Source organism: Brachymonas sp. KE5 (assembly GCF_057773645.1).
Window position 1 is genome coordinate 2,391,469 of record NZ_CM173463.1, and the last position, 14,037, is coordinate 2,405,505.

A 14,037-nucleotide genomic window follows, 5' to 3' on the forward strand; every position below is an offset into this window, starting at 1 on the left:
GCCGCCCTCCTCCTCGCGGAAGAAGGCGGCAAAGCCGGACGCCGCGCTTGCCTGCGGAGCCCGGATCCTTCAGTTCGTCAGGACCCTGAAGCGCGTGCGCTCAGGGCTTGCGGCCAGACGGGAAAGGCCAGGCGGCTTGCGGATTCAGCTGGGTCTTGGCAGCAGGCGCTGCCTTCACCGGGCTTGCCTTGGCGGCAGCCGTTTTGCGGGGTGCGCTCACCTTGGTGGCGGTCGTGATGGCTGCGGCCTTGGGTGCTGTGGCCTTGGGTGCCGCTGCCTTGGGTGCCGCTGCCTTGGTGGCCGCCTTGGGTGCTGCGGCTTTGGGTGCAGCCGCCCTGGACGCCACGGCCTTGGCAGCAGGCTTGGCGGCCGTGCTCGCGGACTTGGCAGCAGCTGTTTTCTTCGTTACCGGGGCCGCGGCGGTGGCTGCCGCCGCGTCGGCGGACTTGGTGCTGGTGCCTGTCTTGCTGGTGGCAGACTTCGCCGCAGCTGCCTTGGGCTCAGCCGGTTTTGCCGCGGCTGCAGGGGATGCCTTCTTCACGGTGGCTGCCTTGGCAGCAGTCGTCGTGGCCGTTGCGGGCTTGGCGGCGGCCTCAGCGACTGCGGGTTTGCTGGCGGCCGACTTGGCTGCTGCGGCAGGTTTGGCAGCGGTCGTCTTGCTTGCGGCGGGCTTGGCTGCGGCCGGTTTGGTCGCTGCCTTGACAGGGGCAGCCGCCTTGGTTGCAACCGCCTCAGCCGCAGCCACCTTGGTCGCACTCGCAGCGGGCTTCGCCGCAGCCGCCTTGGCTGTCGTTGCAGGCTTGGCGGCAGCCGCCGTCTTCGCAGTAGTCGCCTTCACCGCAGTCGCTGCCGCCTTGGCCGGAGCCTTGCGTGCAGCGGGTTTGGCGGCGGTGGTGGTCGGGGTGGCAGCCTCGTCCGCCTTGCTGGCGGTGCTCTTGGGGGTAGCCGGTTTCTTGGCAGTGGCCATCAGGGTCTCCTTGTGATCTCAAGCGTGCGGCAAGCAGCGCTTCCGGCGGCACGGAACACCGGAAACGACCCAGGGCGCCCACCCCCGACGGGGATGCGCGCCTTGAATTCAAACGGACTGCCTGCCTCTGCGCGGCCCTGGGGCCCACGCGCTGGTCAGGAAGACCTCATATTGTGACCGACATCATTCCCATGAGAGCGCCCCGCCGGTCTGGTACTCGATCACGCGGGTTTCGAAGAAGTTGCGCTCCTTCTTCAGGTCGATCATCTCGCTCATCCACGGGAATGGATTGGTTTCGTTCGGGAACAGTTCTTCCAGGCCGATCTGCGTCGCGCGGCGGTTGGCGATGTAGCGCAGGTAGCCCTTGAACATCGAAGCATTCATGCCGAGCACGCCACGCGGCATGGTGTCTTCGGCGTACTGGTACTCGAGCTCGACGGCCTCGCGGAACAGCGCGCGGATCTCGTCCTTGAAGGCAGGCGTCCACAAGTGCGGGTTCTCGAGCTTGATGGTGTTGATCAGGTCGATGCCGAAGTTGCAGTGCATGGATTCGTCGCGCAGGATGTACTGGTACTGCTCGGCGGCGCCGGTCATCTTGTTCTGGCGGCCCAGTGCCAGGATCTGCGTGAAGCCGACGTAGAAGAACAGGCCTTCCATCAGGCAGGCGAACACGATCAGCGACTTGAGCAGCAGCTGGTCGGCCTCGGGCGTGCCGGTGCTGAAGTCAGGGTCGGTCAGCGCGTTGATGAAGGGGATCAGGAACTGGTCCTTGTTGCGGATGGAGGCGATCTCGTTGTAGGCGTTGAAGATTTCGCCCTCGTCCAGCCCCAGCGATTCGACGATGTACTGGTAGGCATGGGTGTGGATCGCTTCCTCGAAGGCCTGGCGCAGCAGGAACTGGCGGCACTCGGGCGCCGTGATGTGGCGGTAGGTGCCGAGCACGATGTTGTTGGCGGCGAGCGAGTCGGCCGTGACGAAAAAGCCCAGGTTGCGCTTGACGATGCGGCGCTCGTCTTCGGTCAGGCCGTTGGGATCCTTCCAGAGCGCAATGTCGCGCGTCATGTTCACTTCCTGCGGCATCCAGTGGTTGGCGCAGGTGGCGAGGTATTTGTCCCAGGCCCATTTGTACTTGAAGGGCACCAGCTGGTTGACGTCGGTGTGGCCGTTGATGATGCGCTTGTCGGCGGCGTTGACGCGCTGGGCCAGCGCGTGCGCCTCCCGTTGCGGAGAGGACAGTGCCGCAGCCGCAGCCGCAGACCGGGGTTGCGCGGCAGCAGGAGAAATGGCAGGTGAGGCGTCTGCGAGGGCAGTATCGTCGTCCCAGGTGAGCATGGTAAATGTCCTGTTTTCTGATTATGAAAGTAAGTGCGCTTTACGGCAAAGCCAAGTTGGCGTCCCTACAGGGAAAATCCGCATGTGTTGCGTGCTGGCGTCGGAGTGGCGGCTGGCAGCAGCGTCAGTTCCAGGCATGCGGGCCAATGGACAGCAGCTGGTCGAGCGGTTCCCCTTGCACGCCGCCCTGAGGTGAATAGCGGTACACCGCCTGCGAGGCAGGCTCGATGGCGATGTAGTCGCCGCCTTCCTGCGCCAGCGGCCAGTTGCCGGACAGCAGGCGGTAGACGGCAAGTTCCGGGCTGCTGGCGGCCGCCGACCATTCGACGGCTGCAAACTGGCTCGGGAAACGCGCGGTTTCGATGAAGGCAATGCTCATGGCTGACTCCCTGGAAAAGGCCGCACCCGCCGGTGCGGCAACGCGAAAACTCACTGGCAGGCTTCGCAGCCCGGATCGTCGATGGCGCAGAAGCGCACGTCTGTGGCGGCTGGCGGCAGTTCCGCCTGGTTGTCCGCACTGGCAGACCCCGGTGCCTGCGGCTGGAGCTGCCGTGCGCCCGTCTGCATGGCGCCGCTCATCGCGATGCCATTACTGCCCACATCGGAGGACACCGCGTTCAGCTTGCCGGCCTTGATGGTCGACTTTTCGGCATGGGTGGCGGCCATGGTGCGCAGGTAGTAGGTGGTCTTGAGGCCGCGCAGCCAGGCCAGGGTGTAGGTGTCGTGCAGCTTCTTGCCGCTGGCGCCGGCGATGTAGATGTTCAGGCTTTGTGCCTGGTCGATCCACTTCTGGCGGCGCGAGGCGGCTTCGACCAGCCATTGCGGCTCCACCTCGAACGCGGTGGCGTACAGGGCCTTGAGGTCTTCCGGCACGCGGTCGATCTGGCGCAGCGAGCCGTCGAAGTGTTTCAGGTCCATCACCATCACTTCGTCCCACAGGCCCAGGCGCTTGAGGTCGCGCACCAGCGCGGCATTGATGATGGTGAACTCGCCGCTCAGGTTGCTCTTGACCGACAGGTTGCCGAAGCAGGGCTCGATCGAGGCATCGACGCCGATGATGTTGCTGATGGTGGCCGTGGGCGCAATCGCCACGCAGTTGGAGTTGCGCATGCCGTGCTGGCGGATGCGCTCGCGCAGGGCCTCCCAGTCCAGCGTGCTGCTGCGGTCCACTTCGACGTAGCCGCCGCGGGCCTGCTCCAGCAGGGTCAGGCTGTCCAGCGGCAGGATGCCCTGGTCCCAGAGCGAGCCGCGGTAGCTGCTGTAGCGGCCACGCTCCTCGGCCAGCGCGCTGGAAGCCTCGTAGGCGTAGTAGCAGATGGCTTCCATGGACTGGTCGGCAAATTGCACCGCTGCATCGCTGGCGTAGGGCACGCGCAGCGCGTACAGCGCATCCTGGAAGCCCATCAGGCCCAGACCGACCGGGCGGTGGCGCAGGTTGGAATCGCGCGCCTTCTTCACGGCGTAGTAGTTGATGTCGATCACGTTGTCGAGCATGCGCATCGCAGTGGCGATGGTCTTGCGCAGCTTGGCGTGGTCTAGTTCCTTGCCCTTGGCGCCGTCCGCGAGGTGCTGCAGCAGGTTGACCGAGCCCAGGTTGCAGACGGCGATCTCGTTGTCGTTGGTGTTGAGCGTGATCTCGGTGCACAGGTTGCTGGAGTGCACCACGCCCACGTGCTGCTGCGGGCTGCGCACGTTGCAGGCATCCTTGAAGGTGATCCAGGGATGGCCGGTTTCGAACAGCATGGACAGCATCTTGCGCCACAGGTCCACCGCGGGCAGGGTCTTGCTCGGGCTGATTTCGCCGCGTGCCGCTTTCTCTTCGTAGGCGACGTAGGCCTGTTCAAAGTCGGCGCCGAACTTGTCGTGCAGGTCGGGCACGCTGGAAGGCGAGAATAGCGTCCATTGGCCTTTTTCCATCACGCGGCGCATGAACAGGTCGGGAATCCAGTTGGCGGTGTTCATGTCATGCGTGCGGCGGCGGTCGTCGCCGGTGTTCTTGCGCAGCTCCAGAAACTCCTCGATGTCCAGATGCCAGCTTTCCAGGTAGGTGCAGACTGCGCCCTTGCGCTTGCCGCCCTGGTTGACGGCCACGGCCGTGTCGTTTACCACCTTGAGGAAAGGCACCACGCCCTGCGATTCGCCGTTGGTGCCCTTGATGTGGCTGCCGAGGGCGCGCACACGCGTCCAGTCGTTGCCCAGGCCGCCGGCGAACTTGGAGAGCAGCGCGTTTTCCTTGATGGCTTCGTAGATGCCGTCCAGGTCGTCCGGCACCGTCGTGAGGTAACAGCTCGAAAGCTGCGAGCGGCGCGTGCCGCTGTTGAACAGCGTGGGCGTGCTGCTCATGAAGTCGAACGAGGACAGCACCTCGTAGAACTCGATGGCGCGTGCCTCGCGCTCGATTTCGTTCAGCGCCAGGCCCATGGCCACGCGCATGAAGAAGGCCTGCGGCAGTTCGATACGGCGCTTTTTCACGTGCAGGAAGTAGCGGTCGTACAGGGTCTGCAGGCCGAGGTAGTCGAACTGGTCGTCGCGCTCGGGCTTGAGGGCGGCGCCGAGCTGCTTCAGGTCGAACTGCAGCATCTTTTCGTCGAGCAGTTCGGCCTCTACGCCCTCTTTGATGAATTGCGGGAAGTAGTCCGCATAACGCATGGCCAGCTGCTCGCGCGTAACTTCCTCGCCCAGCACTTCGCGTGCCATGGTATGCAGCAACAGGCGGGCGGTGACGTAGGTGTAGTCGGGGTCGAGCTCGATCCTGGTGCGTGCGGCCAGGATGGCGGCCTTGTGCACTTCGGCCAGCGGCACACCATCGTAGAGGTTGCGCAGGGTTTCGCTGATGATGACGTCGGGCTGCACGTCGGCGCCGAGGCCGGTGCAGGCGGTGCTGATCAGGGTGCGCAGCGCGGCTTCGTCCAGCGGGGTGCGGATGCCGTTGTCCAGCACGTGCAGCACGGGCGCAGGGGCCACGGCCTGTTGTTGCGCCTGCTGCTGGGCGCGCTCCTGCGCACGCTTTTCGCGGTACAGCACATAGGCGCGGGCCACCTCGTGGTAGTCGCTGCGCATCAGCTGCAGCTCTACCTGGTCCTGCACGTCCTCGATGTGGAAGGTGCCGCCGTTGGGGCGCGAGCGCAGCAGCGCCTTGACCACGCCCTGCGTGAGCTGCTCGACCACCTCGCGCACAGTGCTGGAGGCAGCGCCCTGCGAACCATGCACGGCCAGGAAGGCCTTGGTCATGGCAACGGCGATCTTCTGCGGCTCGAACGGCACCACGGCGCCGTTGCGGCGAATGATCTGGTAGTGGGCGTAAGGGGAGTCGCTGCTGGCTTTGGGGGCGCCATGCACCGGCTGGAACGGCGTGGCTGCGGCGAACGTGCTGGGAGCGAGGGTGGCGGACATCGGGACTTCCTGCTGGGAGCGGCCGGCGCAACGGCTGCGGAGAATGGGGGCTGCTTGCCCTACCGGGACGGCACCCGGATTGCACTGCGCTGCAAGGGTGCCGCGCCCTGCCCTCGCCGCCTGTCGCCCTGTCTGGCGGAGGTGCGCGGCTGGTTGAGTGGAAAGCGCGTGAGGGGAATCATAACCACATATCTAGTGTCGATCATAGATAGAAACGCTATTGGTGGTGTTTTTGACTGTTTTTTGGACAAAACAGGGCCGCCCTCTCTCCCACGTGGAAAGCGCTTGCCTCAAAATAGGGGGAGGCGCTGAAACAGGCTGTGTACAAGGGGGCGCACAGGCGTCAGCAGGCCCGTGCAGTGCGGCTTTTTCTGCGCAGATCAGGGCTTGATTACTCTGAAATTTCAGGGTGCAACTTGCTCAGGAAACCATTCCCGCGGCCAGTGCGTGAGCTGCTGCAGCCGCGGCCAGTCGAAGCCGGGACCGGGGTCCTGCTTGCGGCCGGGTGCGATGTGTTCGTGGCCGGCCACATGGGCCAGCGGGTACTGCAGGCGGATGGCTTCGCCAAGTTCGGCCAGCGCCTGGTACTGGGCCGGCTCGAAGGTATCGCCTTCCAGACCTTCCAGCTCCACGCCGATGGAATCGTCATTGCAGTTGCTGCGTTCGCGCCAGCAGGAGGGACCTGCGTGCCAGGCGCGGTCATCGCAGCTGACGAACTGCCACAGGCTGCCGTCGCGCCGGATCAGGAAATGGCTGGACACTTCCAGCCCGCGGATCTGCTGGAAGTAGGGATGGGCGTCCCAGTCGAGCGTGTTGGCGAACAGCTGCAGCACTTCGGGGCCACCGTACTGCCCCGGTGGCAGGCTGATGGAATGCACGACCAGCAGGTCGATGCACGCGCCTTGCGGGCGCGGGCCGAAGTTGGGCGAGGGCTGATGGGCGGCGTGGCGATACCAGCCGCGGTTCCACAGAGGCTGTCTCATGCGGCCGCCTTGGGGATGCCTGCTGCCGGAGTCAGGCGCTCCGCAGGGGTCTGGGGAGCTGCCAGTGTATGCCGAGCCGATGGAGCCCGACGAGCAGCCGCGCTCCCTGGCGGCCTCTTCATGACGATACCCCGTTGTGTTCCGCCGGGCTGCGTGCGCCGAGGCGCGCATGCTCCTTGCTGCAGAACCATTGGCCGTCATGCTGCACCCCGTCCTGCCGCACCACGTGCACACCGCAGTGGGCACAGCGCACCGTGGCCTGCGGCACGCGCGGCGCCTGCGCGGCACGGCGCTCGCGCAAGGCATCCTTGCGGTTGCTGTTCCAGATCCAGAAGGCGATCGCGACGACCGCCAGCACCACCAGGTATTTCATCGCTGTGTTCGGGTTGGCTGCTGACTGCGTGCGGCAATGCACGGGCTCACAGCGGGGTAAGGGAATGACGGTGCAATGCCGCGCACACCCGCTACGGGAAATGGTGCGTCGGCAGGCAGGACTTGGCGCCAGTGCGGCGCATGCGACAGATGATCAGCCACGGTGCAGCACCACCTCCAGCATGAAGTGGTAGCCTACATAGCTCAGCAGCAACAGGCCGGCACCGGCATACACCATGCGCACCGCACGCTGACCGCGCCAGCCCAGGCTGTGGCGGCCCCAGAGCAGGGCCGCGAACACCACCCAGGACAGCAGGGAGAAAATGGTCTTGTGGCTCCAGCGCCAGTGGCTGCTGGTGACTGCGCCATACAGGTGCTCGCTGTAGAACCAGCCCTGCAGGATAGTGATGGTAAGCAGCACGAAGCCCAGCGTGACGAAGCGGAAGGTGAGCCGTTCGAGCGTGAGCAGGGGCAGCATCTTCGGCCCCTCGTCAGCGCTTTCGTCTCGCAGCAGGGCCGGGCCTTCGCGCATGCGGGCTTCGGCGCGCGTCATCAGCCAGGCGTGCCAGACCGCGACGGCAAACAGGCCGTAGGAAGCCAGCCCCAGCGCGAGGTGCAGCGGCAGCAATTCGGAAGTGGCGGACTTGAGCGGCGATCCGGGAAACAGCCAAGCCAGCAGCACGGTAACCGCGCCGGTGACGGCCAGTCGCCAGCGCAACTGCATCAGCGGGTAGTTGATGCTTTCGACCGCATAGGCCAGCAAGGCCAGCCAGGCCGTCATCGACAGGGCCGGGCCGAAACCGAAGCGCGGCGGACTGGTCAGCCCGAGGCCGATCACTACGGCATGCAGCAGGGCCGCCACGCCGAGCAGGACGGCGCCGGTGCGGCTCAGCTTCGCCCGCCCATGACACACACCCGCTGCAGCCAGATAGGCGGCCGCGCTGGCAAAGGTCAATATGGGGACGTAAGACTGGGCACTGGCTACAATCATGGACTACAGTTTATCTTCTCCGGCCATGGCTTGTAGCGGATGGGTTTGCTCCGTGTCAAATCCCCGCCGACTGCCCGCCGCCTCGCCTGGCCGTACACCCCCTTCCGAAAGCGCCCTGCCCCATGGCTTCCGCACTCACCGACAAACTCTCGCGCCTCGTCAAGAACCTGAGCGGCCAGGCGCGCATCACCGAAAGCAACGTGCAGGACATGCTGCGCGAGGTGCGCATGGCCCTGCTCGAGGCCGACGTGGCGCTGCCGGTGGTGAAGGACTTCATTGCCCGCGTCAAGGACAAGGCCATGGGCCAGGAGGTGCTGGGCTCGCTCAAGCCGGGCCAGGCGCTGGTCGGCATCGTCAACCGCGAGCTGGCCGCCACCATGGGCGAGGGCATCAGCGACCTGAACCTGTCGGTGCAGCCGCCGGCGGTGATCCTGATGGCGGGTCTGCAGGGTGCCGGTAAAACCACGACGACCGGCAAGCTGGCCAAATACCTGATCGAGAAGCGCAAGAAGAAGGTGCTGACGGTGTCCGGCGACGTGTACCGCCCGGCCGCCATCGAGCAGCTCAAGACCGTGACGCAACAGGTGGGGGCCGAGTGGTTCCCCAGCTCGCCCGACCAGAAACCGGTGGACATTGCCCGCGCGGCGCTGGACTATGCGAAGAAGCATTACATCGACGTGCTGCTGGTGGATACGGCCGGTCGTCTGGCCATCGACGAAGCGCTGATGGCCGAGATCAAGGCGCTGCACGGCGCCGTCCATCCAGTGGAAACGCTGCTGGTGGTGGATGCCATGCAGGGCCAGGATGCGGCCAATACCGCCAAGGCCTTCAAGGAAGCGCTGCCGCTCACCGGCGTGGTGCTGACCAAGCTGGATGGTGACTCGCGCGGTGGTGCAGCGCTGTCGGTGCGCAAGATTGCCGATGCGCCGATCAAGTTCGCCGGTATCAGCGAGAAGATGGACGGTCTGGAGCAGTTCGACGCCGAACGCCATGCCGGCCGCATCCTGGGCATGGGCGATATCGTGGCGCTGGTGGAACAGGTCACTTCCGGCGTGGATATGGAGGCTGCTCAGAAGCTGGCGGCCAAGGTCAAAAAGGGCGACGGCTTCGACCTGAACGACTTCCTCGGCCAGCTGCAGCAGATGAAGCAGATGGGCGGCCTGTCCAGCCTGATGGACAAGCTGCCCACGCAGATCACCGCCAATGCCAAGCCCGGCGATCTGGACCGTGCCGAGAAGGACATCAAGCGCAAGGAAGGCATCATCTGCAGCATGACGCCTCAGGAGCGCAAGAAGCCCGAGCTGATCAAGGCCACGCGCAAGCGCCGCATTGCGGCCGGCGCCGGTGTGCAGGTGCAGGAAGTGAACCGGCTGCTCAAGGAATTCGAGCAGATGCAGGAGATGATGAAAAAGATGAAAGGCGGCGGGCTGATGAAGATGATGCGCCGCATGGGGGGCATGAAGGGGCTGGGTGGGCTTGGAGGCCTGGGAGGCGGTGGCTTTCCTGGGGGCGGCTTCCCTCCTGGAGGAGGCTTGCCTCGCTGAAGCCTCTTGGTACGTTAGAGGCGGAATAGAAAATGCCGGCAAGTAGCCGGCATTTGTTTTTCTGCATGCTGGCGCGGCAAGAACCACGCCATCAGTCAAGCTGCCTTAATTCGGCGGATCGCGGTGGCGCGTGTTGGACACCGCCGTCAGGATGCCGATGCCCAGCAGGACCACGGCGCCGATGATGATGTAGAGCTGCGGTACGCCAGCCACCGTTGCGCCCCAGGCGAGGCCGCCGATGACAATCAGGAAGCCGATCATGTAGAGCAGGAAGGACATGTTGTTTCTCCTTGAAGTGCTTGCATGTCCTGCATTGTGATCAGCCCTGCCAGGGTGCCCTATCGGCCGGTTACTGCATCGCGCGTCAGTGCGGTCCGACACGGTCGCCTTTCAGCGACCGTGCTGTTGAAGACCCTTCCCAAGCCCGCTCAAGGCTTCGCAAAGGCGGAATATGGGCGCTTCTGGCTGACCGGGGCAAAGTCCAGCTTGCCGCCTTTCCATTGCAAGGGGCGCCAGCAAACCTCTGCCTCGGCACGCGAACGGAACTGCGTCTGACCGCACAGCGGCCCGCCTACGCCCAGCCAGACGCGCGCGGTTTGCCCGCTTCGCTCCAGGTAAACGCCCGACACGCCGTGGGTGAAGGCCTGCTTGGCAGAGCCGGCCGCATCGCTGACATAGACGCTGACGGAAGCTCCGCCGGATCCCCCGGAGAAGTGCGAAGCCGCACCATCGCAGTCGAACTCGCCTTCATTGATCACGTAGTCCGCCCGGCCATCGCCGGTGATGTCGGCAGTCTGCAGCAGGCGCGGTGAGCGCTCCGGACGCCCTCCCACGTCCTTGCACTGGGCTCGCATGTCGGCAATGTGGGCCTTGACAGGGGCTGGCAGAGCGGGAGCCGCCATGGCCGCGGAAGCGCCCAGTCCCAGCCCCCATACCGTCAACAACAACCCGCTCGCCCATTGATTTTTGCGCATGAGCATCTCCTTGGAAATAAATTGTTTGAATTATATTGGCACTACTGTGTAAATTGAACGGGCGTTTTTCGTCATATAGATAGACATAAAGATCAAGGTCTTCTGACGTTTTCCGGAGTAACCGCTCTCTGGATTCCATCTGGGCCCCTTCTCGCCGCTGAGCCCGCCCAAGGCCGGCCAGCTGGTCACGGTGCGCTAGGACGGGTTGCCCGGCGCCCGTCCGGTGACGGTGAATTTCCGCTGACGGATTGCGCTGAAATATAACGAAACACAGCGAAACCCCGCCGAGATGACCGCGGCGGGATGCCCCGGCACCATGGAAGCATGTTCCACCCTCTCCTGAAGGAGCTTCCATGAAACCCTGGATCAAACGCATCGTGCTGGGCTTTGCCGGCATCACCCTCGTCGTTGGCGGCCTGACGGCCTGCGGCGTTTCCCGCTATCACGGCACGGGCAGCATGAGCGAGGCCGACGCCACCGCCTGGCGAGCCAAGCAGATCGAACGTGTGGCCGATCGCCTGGATCTGGATGCCGCGCAGAAAGCCAAGCTCGCCGCCCTGGGCGAAATGATGGCGCTGCAGCGCAAGGCCCTGCGCGGCAATGCGGACAACCCGCGTGCCGAATTCCAGGCGCTGATTGCCGGCCCGAAGTTCGACCGCACCGCGGCCCAGAATCTGGTGCAGCAAAAGACCGACGCCATCCGCGCCGGCAGCCCGCAGGTGATTGCCGCCATGGGCGACTTCTATGACAGCCTGCGCCCCGAGCAGCAGCAGAAGGTGCGCGATTTCATGCAGAAGCAGAAGCGCTTTCGCCGCATGTAAGGCAGGGCATCATGGAAAACGCAAGCATGCAACGCCATAGTTCCCGCATCATCGCCCTGCACTGGCTCACGCTGGCGCTGCTCGGCGGTGCCTTCGTCCTCGGCAAGGCCGTCACGCAGGCTCGCGAAAGCGGCAGTGTCACCTTGACCGATTACCAGTGGCATCTGGTGGCGGGCCTGCTGGTGCTGGCCGCCACTGCGCTGCGCCTGTTCTTTCGCCGGCGCGACGGCGTGCCGGCTCCGGCGCTGCAGCCGCGTCTGTACCAGGCGCTGACGCGCTGGGTGCATCGTGGCCTGTACGCAGTGCTGATCCTGGTGCCGCTGAGCGGCATGGCCACGGTGCGCAGCAGCGCCATCGGCCAGGCCCTGTCTGCCGGCAATGCCGCGCTGCTGCCGGCCAGCCTGCAAAGGGTGACCATGCTGGGTGTGCACAAGACGCTGATCGGCGTGCTGGTGCTGCTGGTGACGCTGCATGTGCTGGCGGCGCTCAAGCACCAGTTCGTCAATCGCGACCGCCTGCTGGCTCGCATGGGGCTGGGACGTCCCTGAGCGTGTGTGCGGTGTCACAATGAGCGCCATGGCACGCATCCTGCTGATCGATGACGATACGGATCTGGGGCCGCCGCTGGCGGCCTATTTCCGTCGCTTCGGCCTGGAGCTGGTGCAGGCATTTGCGCCCTCCGAAGGGCTTGGCTTGCTGCGTTCCGGCGGCTTCGATGCTGCCATTCTCGACGTGATGCTGCCGGAAATGGACGGTTTCGAACTGTGCCGCACCATCCGGCGCGAGAGCGATCTGCCGATCGTGATGCTGACGGCACGCGGTGATGTGATGGACAGGGTGGTCGGGCTGGAGCTGGGGGCGGATGACTATCTGCCCAAGCCGTTCGAGCCGCGCGAACTGGTGGCGCGCTTGCAGACCGTGCTGCGGCGCCTGCGTGTACCCGCGCCCGCTTCGGCTGCTTTGGAGGGTCCGTTGCGTTTCGAGGGGCTGGAAGTCGATCCCGTCACACGCACGGCAAAACGTCAGGGCGAGCCGCTGGAACTGACCAGTACCGAGTTCGACCTGCTTTTGCTGCTGGCCCGCGCGCCGGCGAAAGTGCACAGCCGGGACGATATCCTGGCCGCGCTGCGCGGACACGATGCCGACCTGTACACCCGCGCGGTGGACATCGTGGTGAGCCGCCTGCGCAAGAAGCTGGAACCGCTCGACTGCATTCGTACTGTGCGTCATGCAGGCTATTCGCTGGCGCTGCCACCCTTGCCGCAGGTGTCGCCATGAAATCTGCCTCGCCTGCTCCCGGCGCGACATCCGCAACTCCTCCTTCTTCAGGCCCCTCAAACGTGTCCGGTCGCCCCTGGCTGCGCTGGCGCCACTCGCTGCGGCTGCGGCTGGTATTGCTGTTCCTGCTGCTCGGTCTGGCCATTGCCGCCGTGTTTGTCAGCGGTATCCGCAAGGGCTTCAACCAGGGCTGGGAGAACGCCGTGCGCCCGCTGGCGATGGACTATGTGGATCGCCTTGCGGCAGAGATCGGCAGCCCGCCCGACGTGGTGCGTGCGCAGGCGCTGGCGCAGAAGTTGCCGATCGCCATCCATATCAGCGGGCCGGTCACCAATTGGGATTCCCAGCCCCAGCGCGAACGCCGTTTCGGGCCGCGCAACGAGCGCGATGCCTCGCTGTTCACGCGGCAGACGGCGGACGGGCATCGCATCGTGTTCCGACTGAGTTTCCCCGGAGCACGGGCAGATGGGCCGCCGCCGATCCTCTGGTACACCCTCGCGGCGCTGCTGCTGCTGACGGCGCTGGCCTACTGGCGCGTGCATCGCATGCTGCTGCCGCTGCAGGGCATCAGCGCGGGAGCAAGGCGCTTCGGTACGGGCGATTTCGCTACACCGATTGCCACCGGAAACGATCGCGGCGCTGACGAACTGACAACCCTGGCGCAAGATGTGAACGGCATGGCTGACAACCTGCGCCACATGCTGGACGCGCGACGCGACCTGTTGCTCGCGGTGAGTCATGAACTGCGCAGCCCGCTGACCCGCGCGCGGCTCAATATGGAATTGCTGCCCGAGCCGGATGATGCCGAAGCGCGCGCCGCACACAGCGCGCTGTTGCGCGATCTCGCCCTGATGCGCGACCTGATCCAGGATCTTCTGGAGAGCGAGCGCCTGTCCAATCCCCATGCGCTGCTGCAGCGCGAACCCACCGATCTGGCGCTACTGGCCCGCAGTGCAGTGGCCGAAATGGCACGTGCACAGCCGGCCGCGGCGGCAATTGCAGTCAACGCCGACTCACAGCTGCCGCTACTCGATCTGGATCGCACCCGCATGCAGCTGCTGCTGCGCAACCTGCTGGACAATGCGCTGCGGCACAGTCCGCCTGGCACGGCGCCGACTGTATCGATTTCGCGCGACGAGGGCCACAAAGTCGTGCTGGAAGTGCGCGACTACGGCAATGGCGTGCCCGAGACGCAATTGCCGCATCTGGCACAGGCCTTCTACCGCCCCGATAGCGCACGACAGCGCAGCAGCGGTGGCGTCGGACTTGGGCTCTATCTCTGTCGGCTGGTGGCGGAGGCACACGGCGGACAGTTTGCGATACGCAATGCAAACCCCGGGCTGGCCGTGCGCATCACCCTGCCGATCAACTCCTGAGCGGCA

General features: G+C 65.1%; 14 protein-coding genes. 5 read left to right on the plus strand and 9 right to left on the minus strand.

Translation table 11 applies throughout. From position 1 onward, the window contains the following. Window positions 1-100: 100 nt before the first annotated feature. From ACX36O_RS11335 to ACX36O_RS11365, 7 genes are all read right to left on the minus strand, one after another. Window positions 101-967 (minus strand): histone, encoded by an 867-nt coding sequence (locus ACX36O_RS11335; RefSeq protein WP_250131049.1) that lies wholly within the window; start codon window positions 965-967, stop codon window positions 101-103. Between the two features lie 183 nt (window positions 968-1,150). Continuing rightward, window positions 1,151-2,299: a ribonucleotide-diphosphate reductase subunit beta gene (locus ACX36O_RS11340; protein WP_213361654.1), complete on the minus strand. Its 1,149-nt coding sequence runs from the start codon at window positions 2,297-2,299 to the stop codon at window positions 1,151-1,153. Between the two features lie 124 nt (window positions 2,300-2,423). Continuing rightward, window positions 2,424-2,678: a hypothetical protein gene (locus tag ACX36O_RS11345; RefSeq protein ID WP_213361656.1), complete on the minus strand. Its 255-nt coding sequence runs from the start codon at window positions 2,676-2,678 to the stop codon at window positions 2,424-2,426. Between the two features lie 50 nt (window positions 2,679-2,728). Beyond that, a complete protein-coding gene (locus ACX36O_RS11350; protein ID WP_488359806.1) occupies window positions 2,729-5,692 on the minus strand; it encodes a ribonucleoside-diphosphate reductase subunit alpha in 2,964 nt (987 codons plus the stop codon). 404 nt (window positions 5,693-6,096) lie between these two features. Then, window positions 6,097-6,675: a 1,6-anhydro-N-acetylmuramyl-L-alanine amidase AmpD gene (ampD, locus tag ACX36O_RS11355; RefSeq protein ID WP_213361662.1), complete on the minus strand. Its 579-nt coding sequence runs from the start codon at window positions 6,673-6,675 to the stop codon at window positions 6,097-6,099. A 118-nt stretch (window positions 6,676-6,793) separates the two neighbouring features. Continuing rightward, window positions 6,794-7,048, minus strand: coding sequence for a PP0621 family protein (locus tag ACX36O_RS11360; protein WP_213361664.1), 255 nt, complete (start codon window positions 7,046-7,048; stop codon window positions 6,794-6,796). A gap of 153 nt (window positions 7,049-7,201) precedes the next feature. Next, window positions 7,202-8,038 carry a cytochrome C assembly family protein gene (locus tag ACX36O_RS11365; protein ID WP_213361666.1) on the minus strand — a complete coding sequence of 279 codons (837 nt, stop codon included), beginning with the start codon at window positions 8,036-8,038 and terminating at the stop codon, window positions 7,202-7,204. Window positions 8,039-8,160: 122 nt separating this feature from the next. Here ACX36O_RS11365 and ffh point away from each other — a divergent pair, with 122 nt between their 5' ends. Next, entirely contained in the window at window positions 8,161-9,582 is a 1,422-nt protein-coding gene (gene ffh / locus ACX36O_RS11370; RefSeq protein WP_213361667.1) for a signal recognition particle protein, read from the plus strand. A 105-nt stretch (window positions 9,583-9,687) separates the two neighbouring features. On the opposite strand, the gene ACX36O_RS11375 is transcribed toward ffh, so the two are convergent. Further along, the gene (locus tag ACX36O_RS11375) at window positions 9,688-9,861 is read right to left on the minus strand and encodes a SoxR reducing system RseC family protein (protein ID WP_143280527.1); all 174 of its coding nucleotides are present in this window, start codon (window positions 9,859-9,861) and stop codon (window positions 9,688-9,690) included. Window positions 9,862-10,010: 149 nt separating this feature from the next. Further along, window positions 10,011-10,556, minus strand: coding sequence for a hypothetical protein (locus ACX36O_RS11380; RefSeq protein WP_213361669.1), 546 nt, complete (start codon window positions 10,554-10,556; stop codon window positions 10,011-10,013). Window positions 10,557-10,909: 353 nt separating this feature from the next. Here ACX36O_RS11380 and ACX36O_RS11385 point away from each other — a divergent pair, with 353 nt between their 5' ends. From ACX36O_RS11385 to ACX36O_RS11400, 4 genes are all read left to right on the plus strand, one after another. Further along, window positions 10,910-11,377, plus strand: coding sequence for a Spy/CpxP family protein refolding chaperone (locus tag ACX36O_RS11385; protein ID WP_213361671.1), 468 nt, complete (start codon window positions 10,910-10,912; stop codon window positions 11,375-11,377). Between the two features lie 26 nt (window positions 11,378-11,403). Then, the gene (locus ACX36O_RS11390) at window positions 11,404-11,925 is read left to right on the plus strand and encodes a cytochrome b (protein ID WP_213361672.1); all 522 of its coding nucleotides are present in this window, start codon (window positions 11,404-11,406) and stop codon (window positions 11,923-11,925) included. 28 nt (window positions 11,926-11,953) lie between these two features. Then, window positions 11,954-12,655 carry a response regulator transcription factor gene (locus tag ACX36O_RS11395; RefSeq protein ID WP_213361674.1) on the plus strand — a complete coding sequence of 234 codons (702 nt, stop codon included), beginning with the start codon at window positions 11,954-11,956 and terminating at the stop codon, window positions 12,653-12,655. 62 nt (window positions 12,656-12,717) lie between these two features. After that, window positions 12,718-14,031 carry a HAMP domain-containing sensor histidine kinase gene (locus tag ACX36O_RS11400; protein ID WP_488359807.1) on the plus strand — a complete coding sequence of 438 codons (1,314 nt, stop codon included), beginning with the start codon at window positions 12,718-12,720 and terminating at the stop codon, window positions 14,029-14,031. The last annotated feature ends 6 nt before the right edge of the window (window positions 14,032-14,037 follow it).

What these genes read in the sequence shown, in the direction of transcription:
- ACX36O_RS11335 (WP_250131049.1), bottom strand. Translation starts at nt 967, where the DNA reads ATGGCCACTGCCAAGAAACCGGCTACCCCCAAGAGCACCGCCAGCAAG.
- ACX36O_RS11340 (WP_213361654.1), bottom strand. Translation starts at nt 2,299, where the DNA reads ATGCTCACCTGGGACGACGATACTGCCCTCGCAGACGCCTCACCTGCC.
- ACX36O_RS11345 (WP_213361656.1), bottom strand. Translation starts at nt 2,678, where the DNA reads ATGAGCATTGCCTTCATCGAAACCGCGCGTTTCCCGAGCCAGTTTGCA.
- ACX36O_RS11350 (WP_488359806.1), bottom strand. Translation starts at nt 5,692, where the DNA reads ATGTCCGCCACCCTCGCTCCCAGCACGTTCGCCGCAGCCACGCCGTTC.
- ampD (WP_213361662.1), bottom strand. Translation starts at nt 6,675, where the DNA reads ATGAGACAGCCTCTGTGGAACCGCGGCTGGTATCGCCACGCCGCCCAT.
- ACX36O_RS11360 (WP_213361664.1), bottom strand. Translation starts at nt 7,048, where the DNA reads ATGAAATACCTGGTGGTGCTGGCGGTCGTCGCGATCGCCTTCTGGATC.
- ACX36O_RS11365 (WP_213361666.1), bottom strand. Translation starts at nt 8,038, where the DNA reads ATGATTGTAGCCAGTGCCCAGTCTTACGTCCCCATATTGACCTTTGCC.
- ffh (WP_213361667.1), top strand. Translation starts at nt 8,161, where the DNA reads ATGGCTTCCGCACTCACCGACAAACTCTCGCGCCTCGTCAAGAACCTG.
- ACX36O_RS11375 (WP_143280527.1), bottom strand. Translation starts at nt 9,861, where the DNA reads ATGTCCTTCCTGCTCTACATGATCGGCTTCCTGATTGTCATCGGCGGC.
- ACX36O_RS11380 (WP_213361669.1), bottom strand. Translation starts at nt 10,556, where the DNA reads ATGCGCAAAAATCAATGGGCGAGCGGGTTGTTGTTGACGGTATGGGGG.
- ACX36O_RS11385 (WP_213361671.1), top strand. Translation starts at nt 10,910, where the DNA reads ATGAAACCCTGGATCAAACGCATCGTGCTGGGCTTTGCCGGCATCACC.
- ACX36O_RS11390 (WP_213361672.1), top strand. Translation starts at nt 11,404, where the DNA reads ATGCAACGCCATAGTTCCCGCATCATCGCCCTGCACTGGCTCACGCTG.
- ACX36O_RS11395 (WP_213361674.1), top strand. Translation starts at nt 11,954, where the DNA reads ATGGCACGCATCCTGCTGATCGATGACGATACGGATCTGGGGCCGCCG.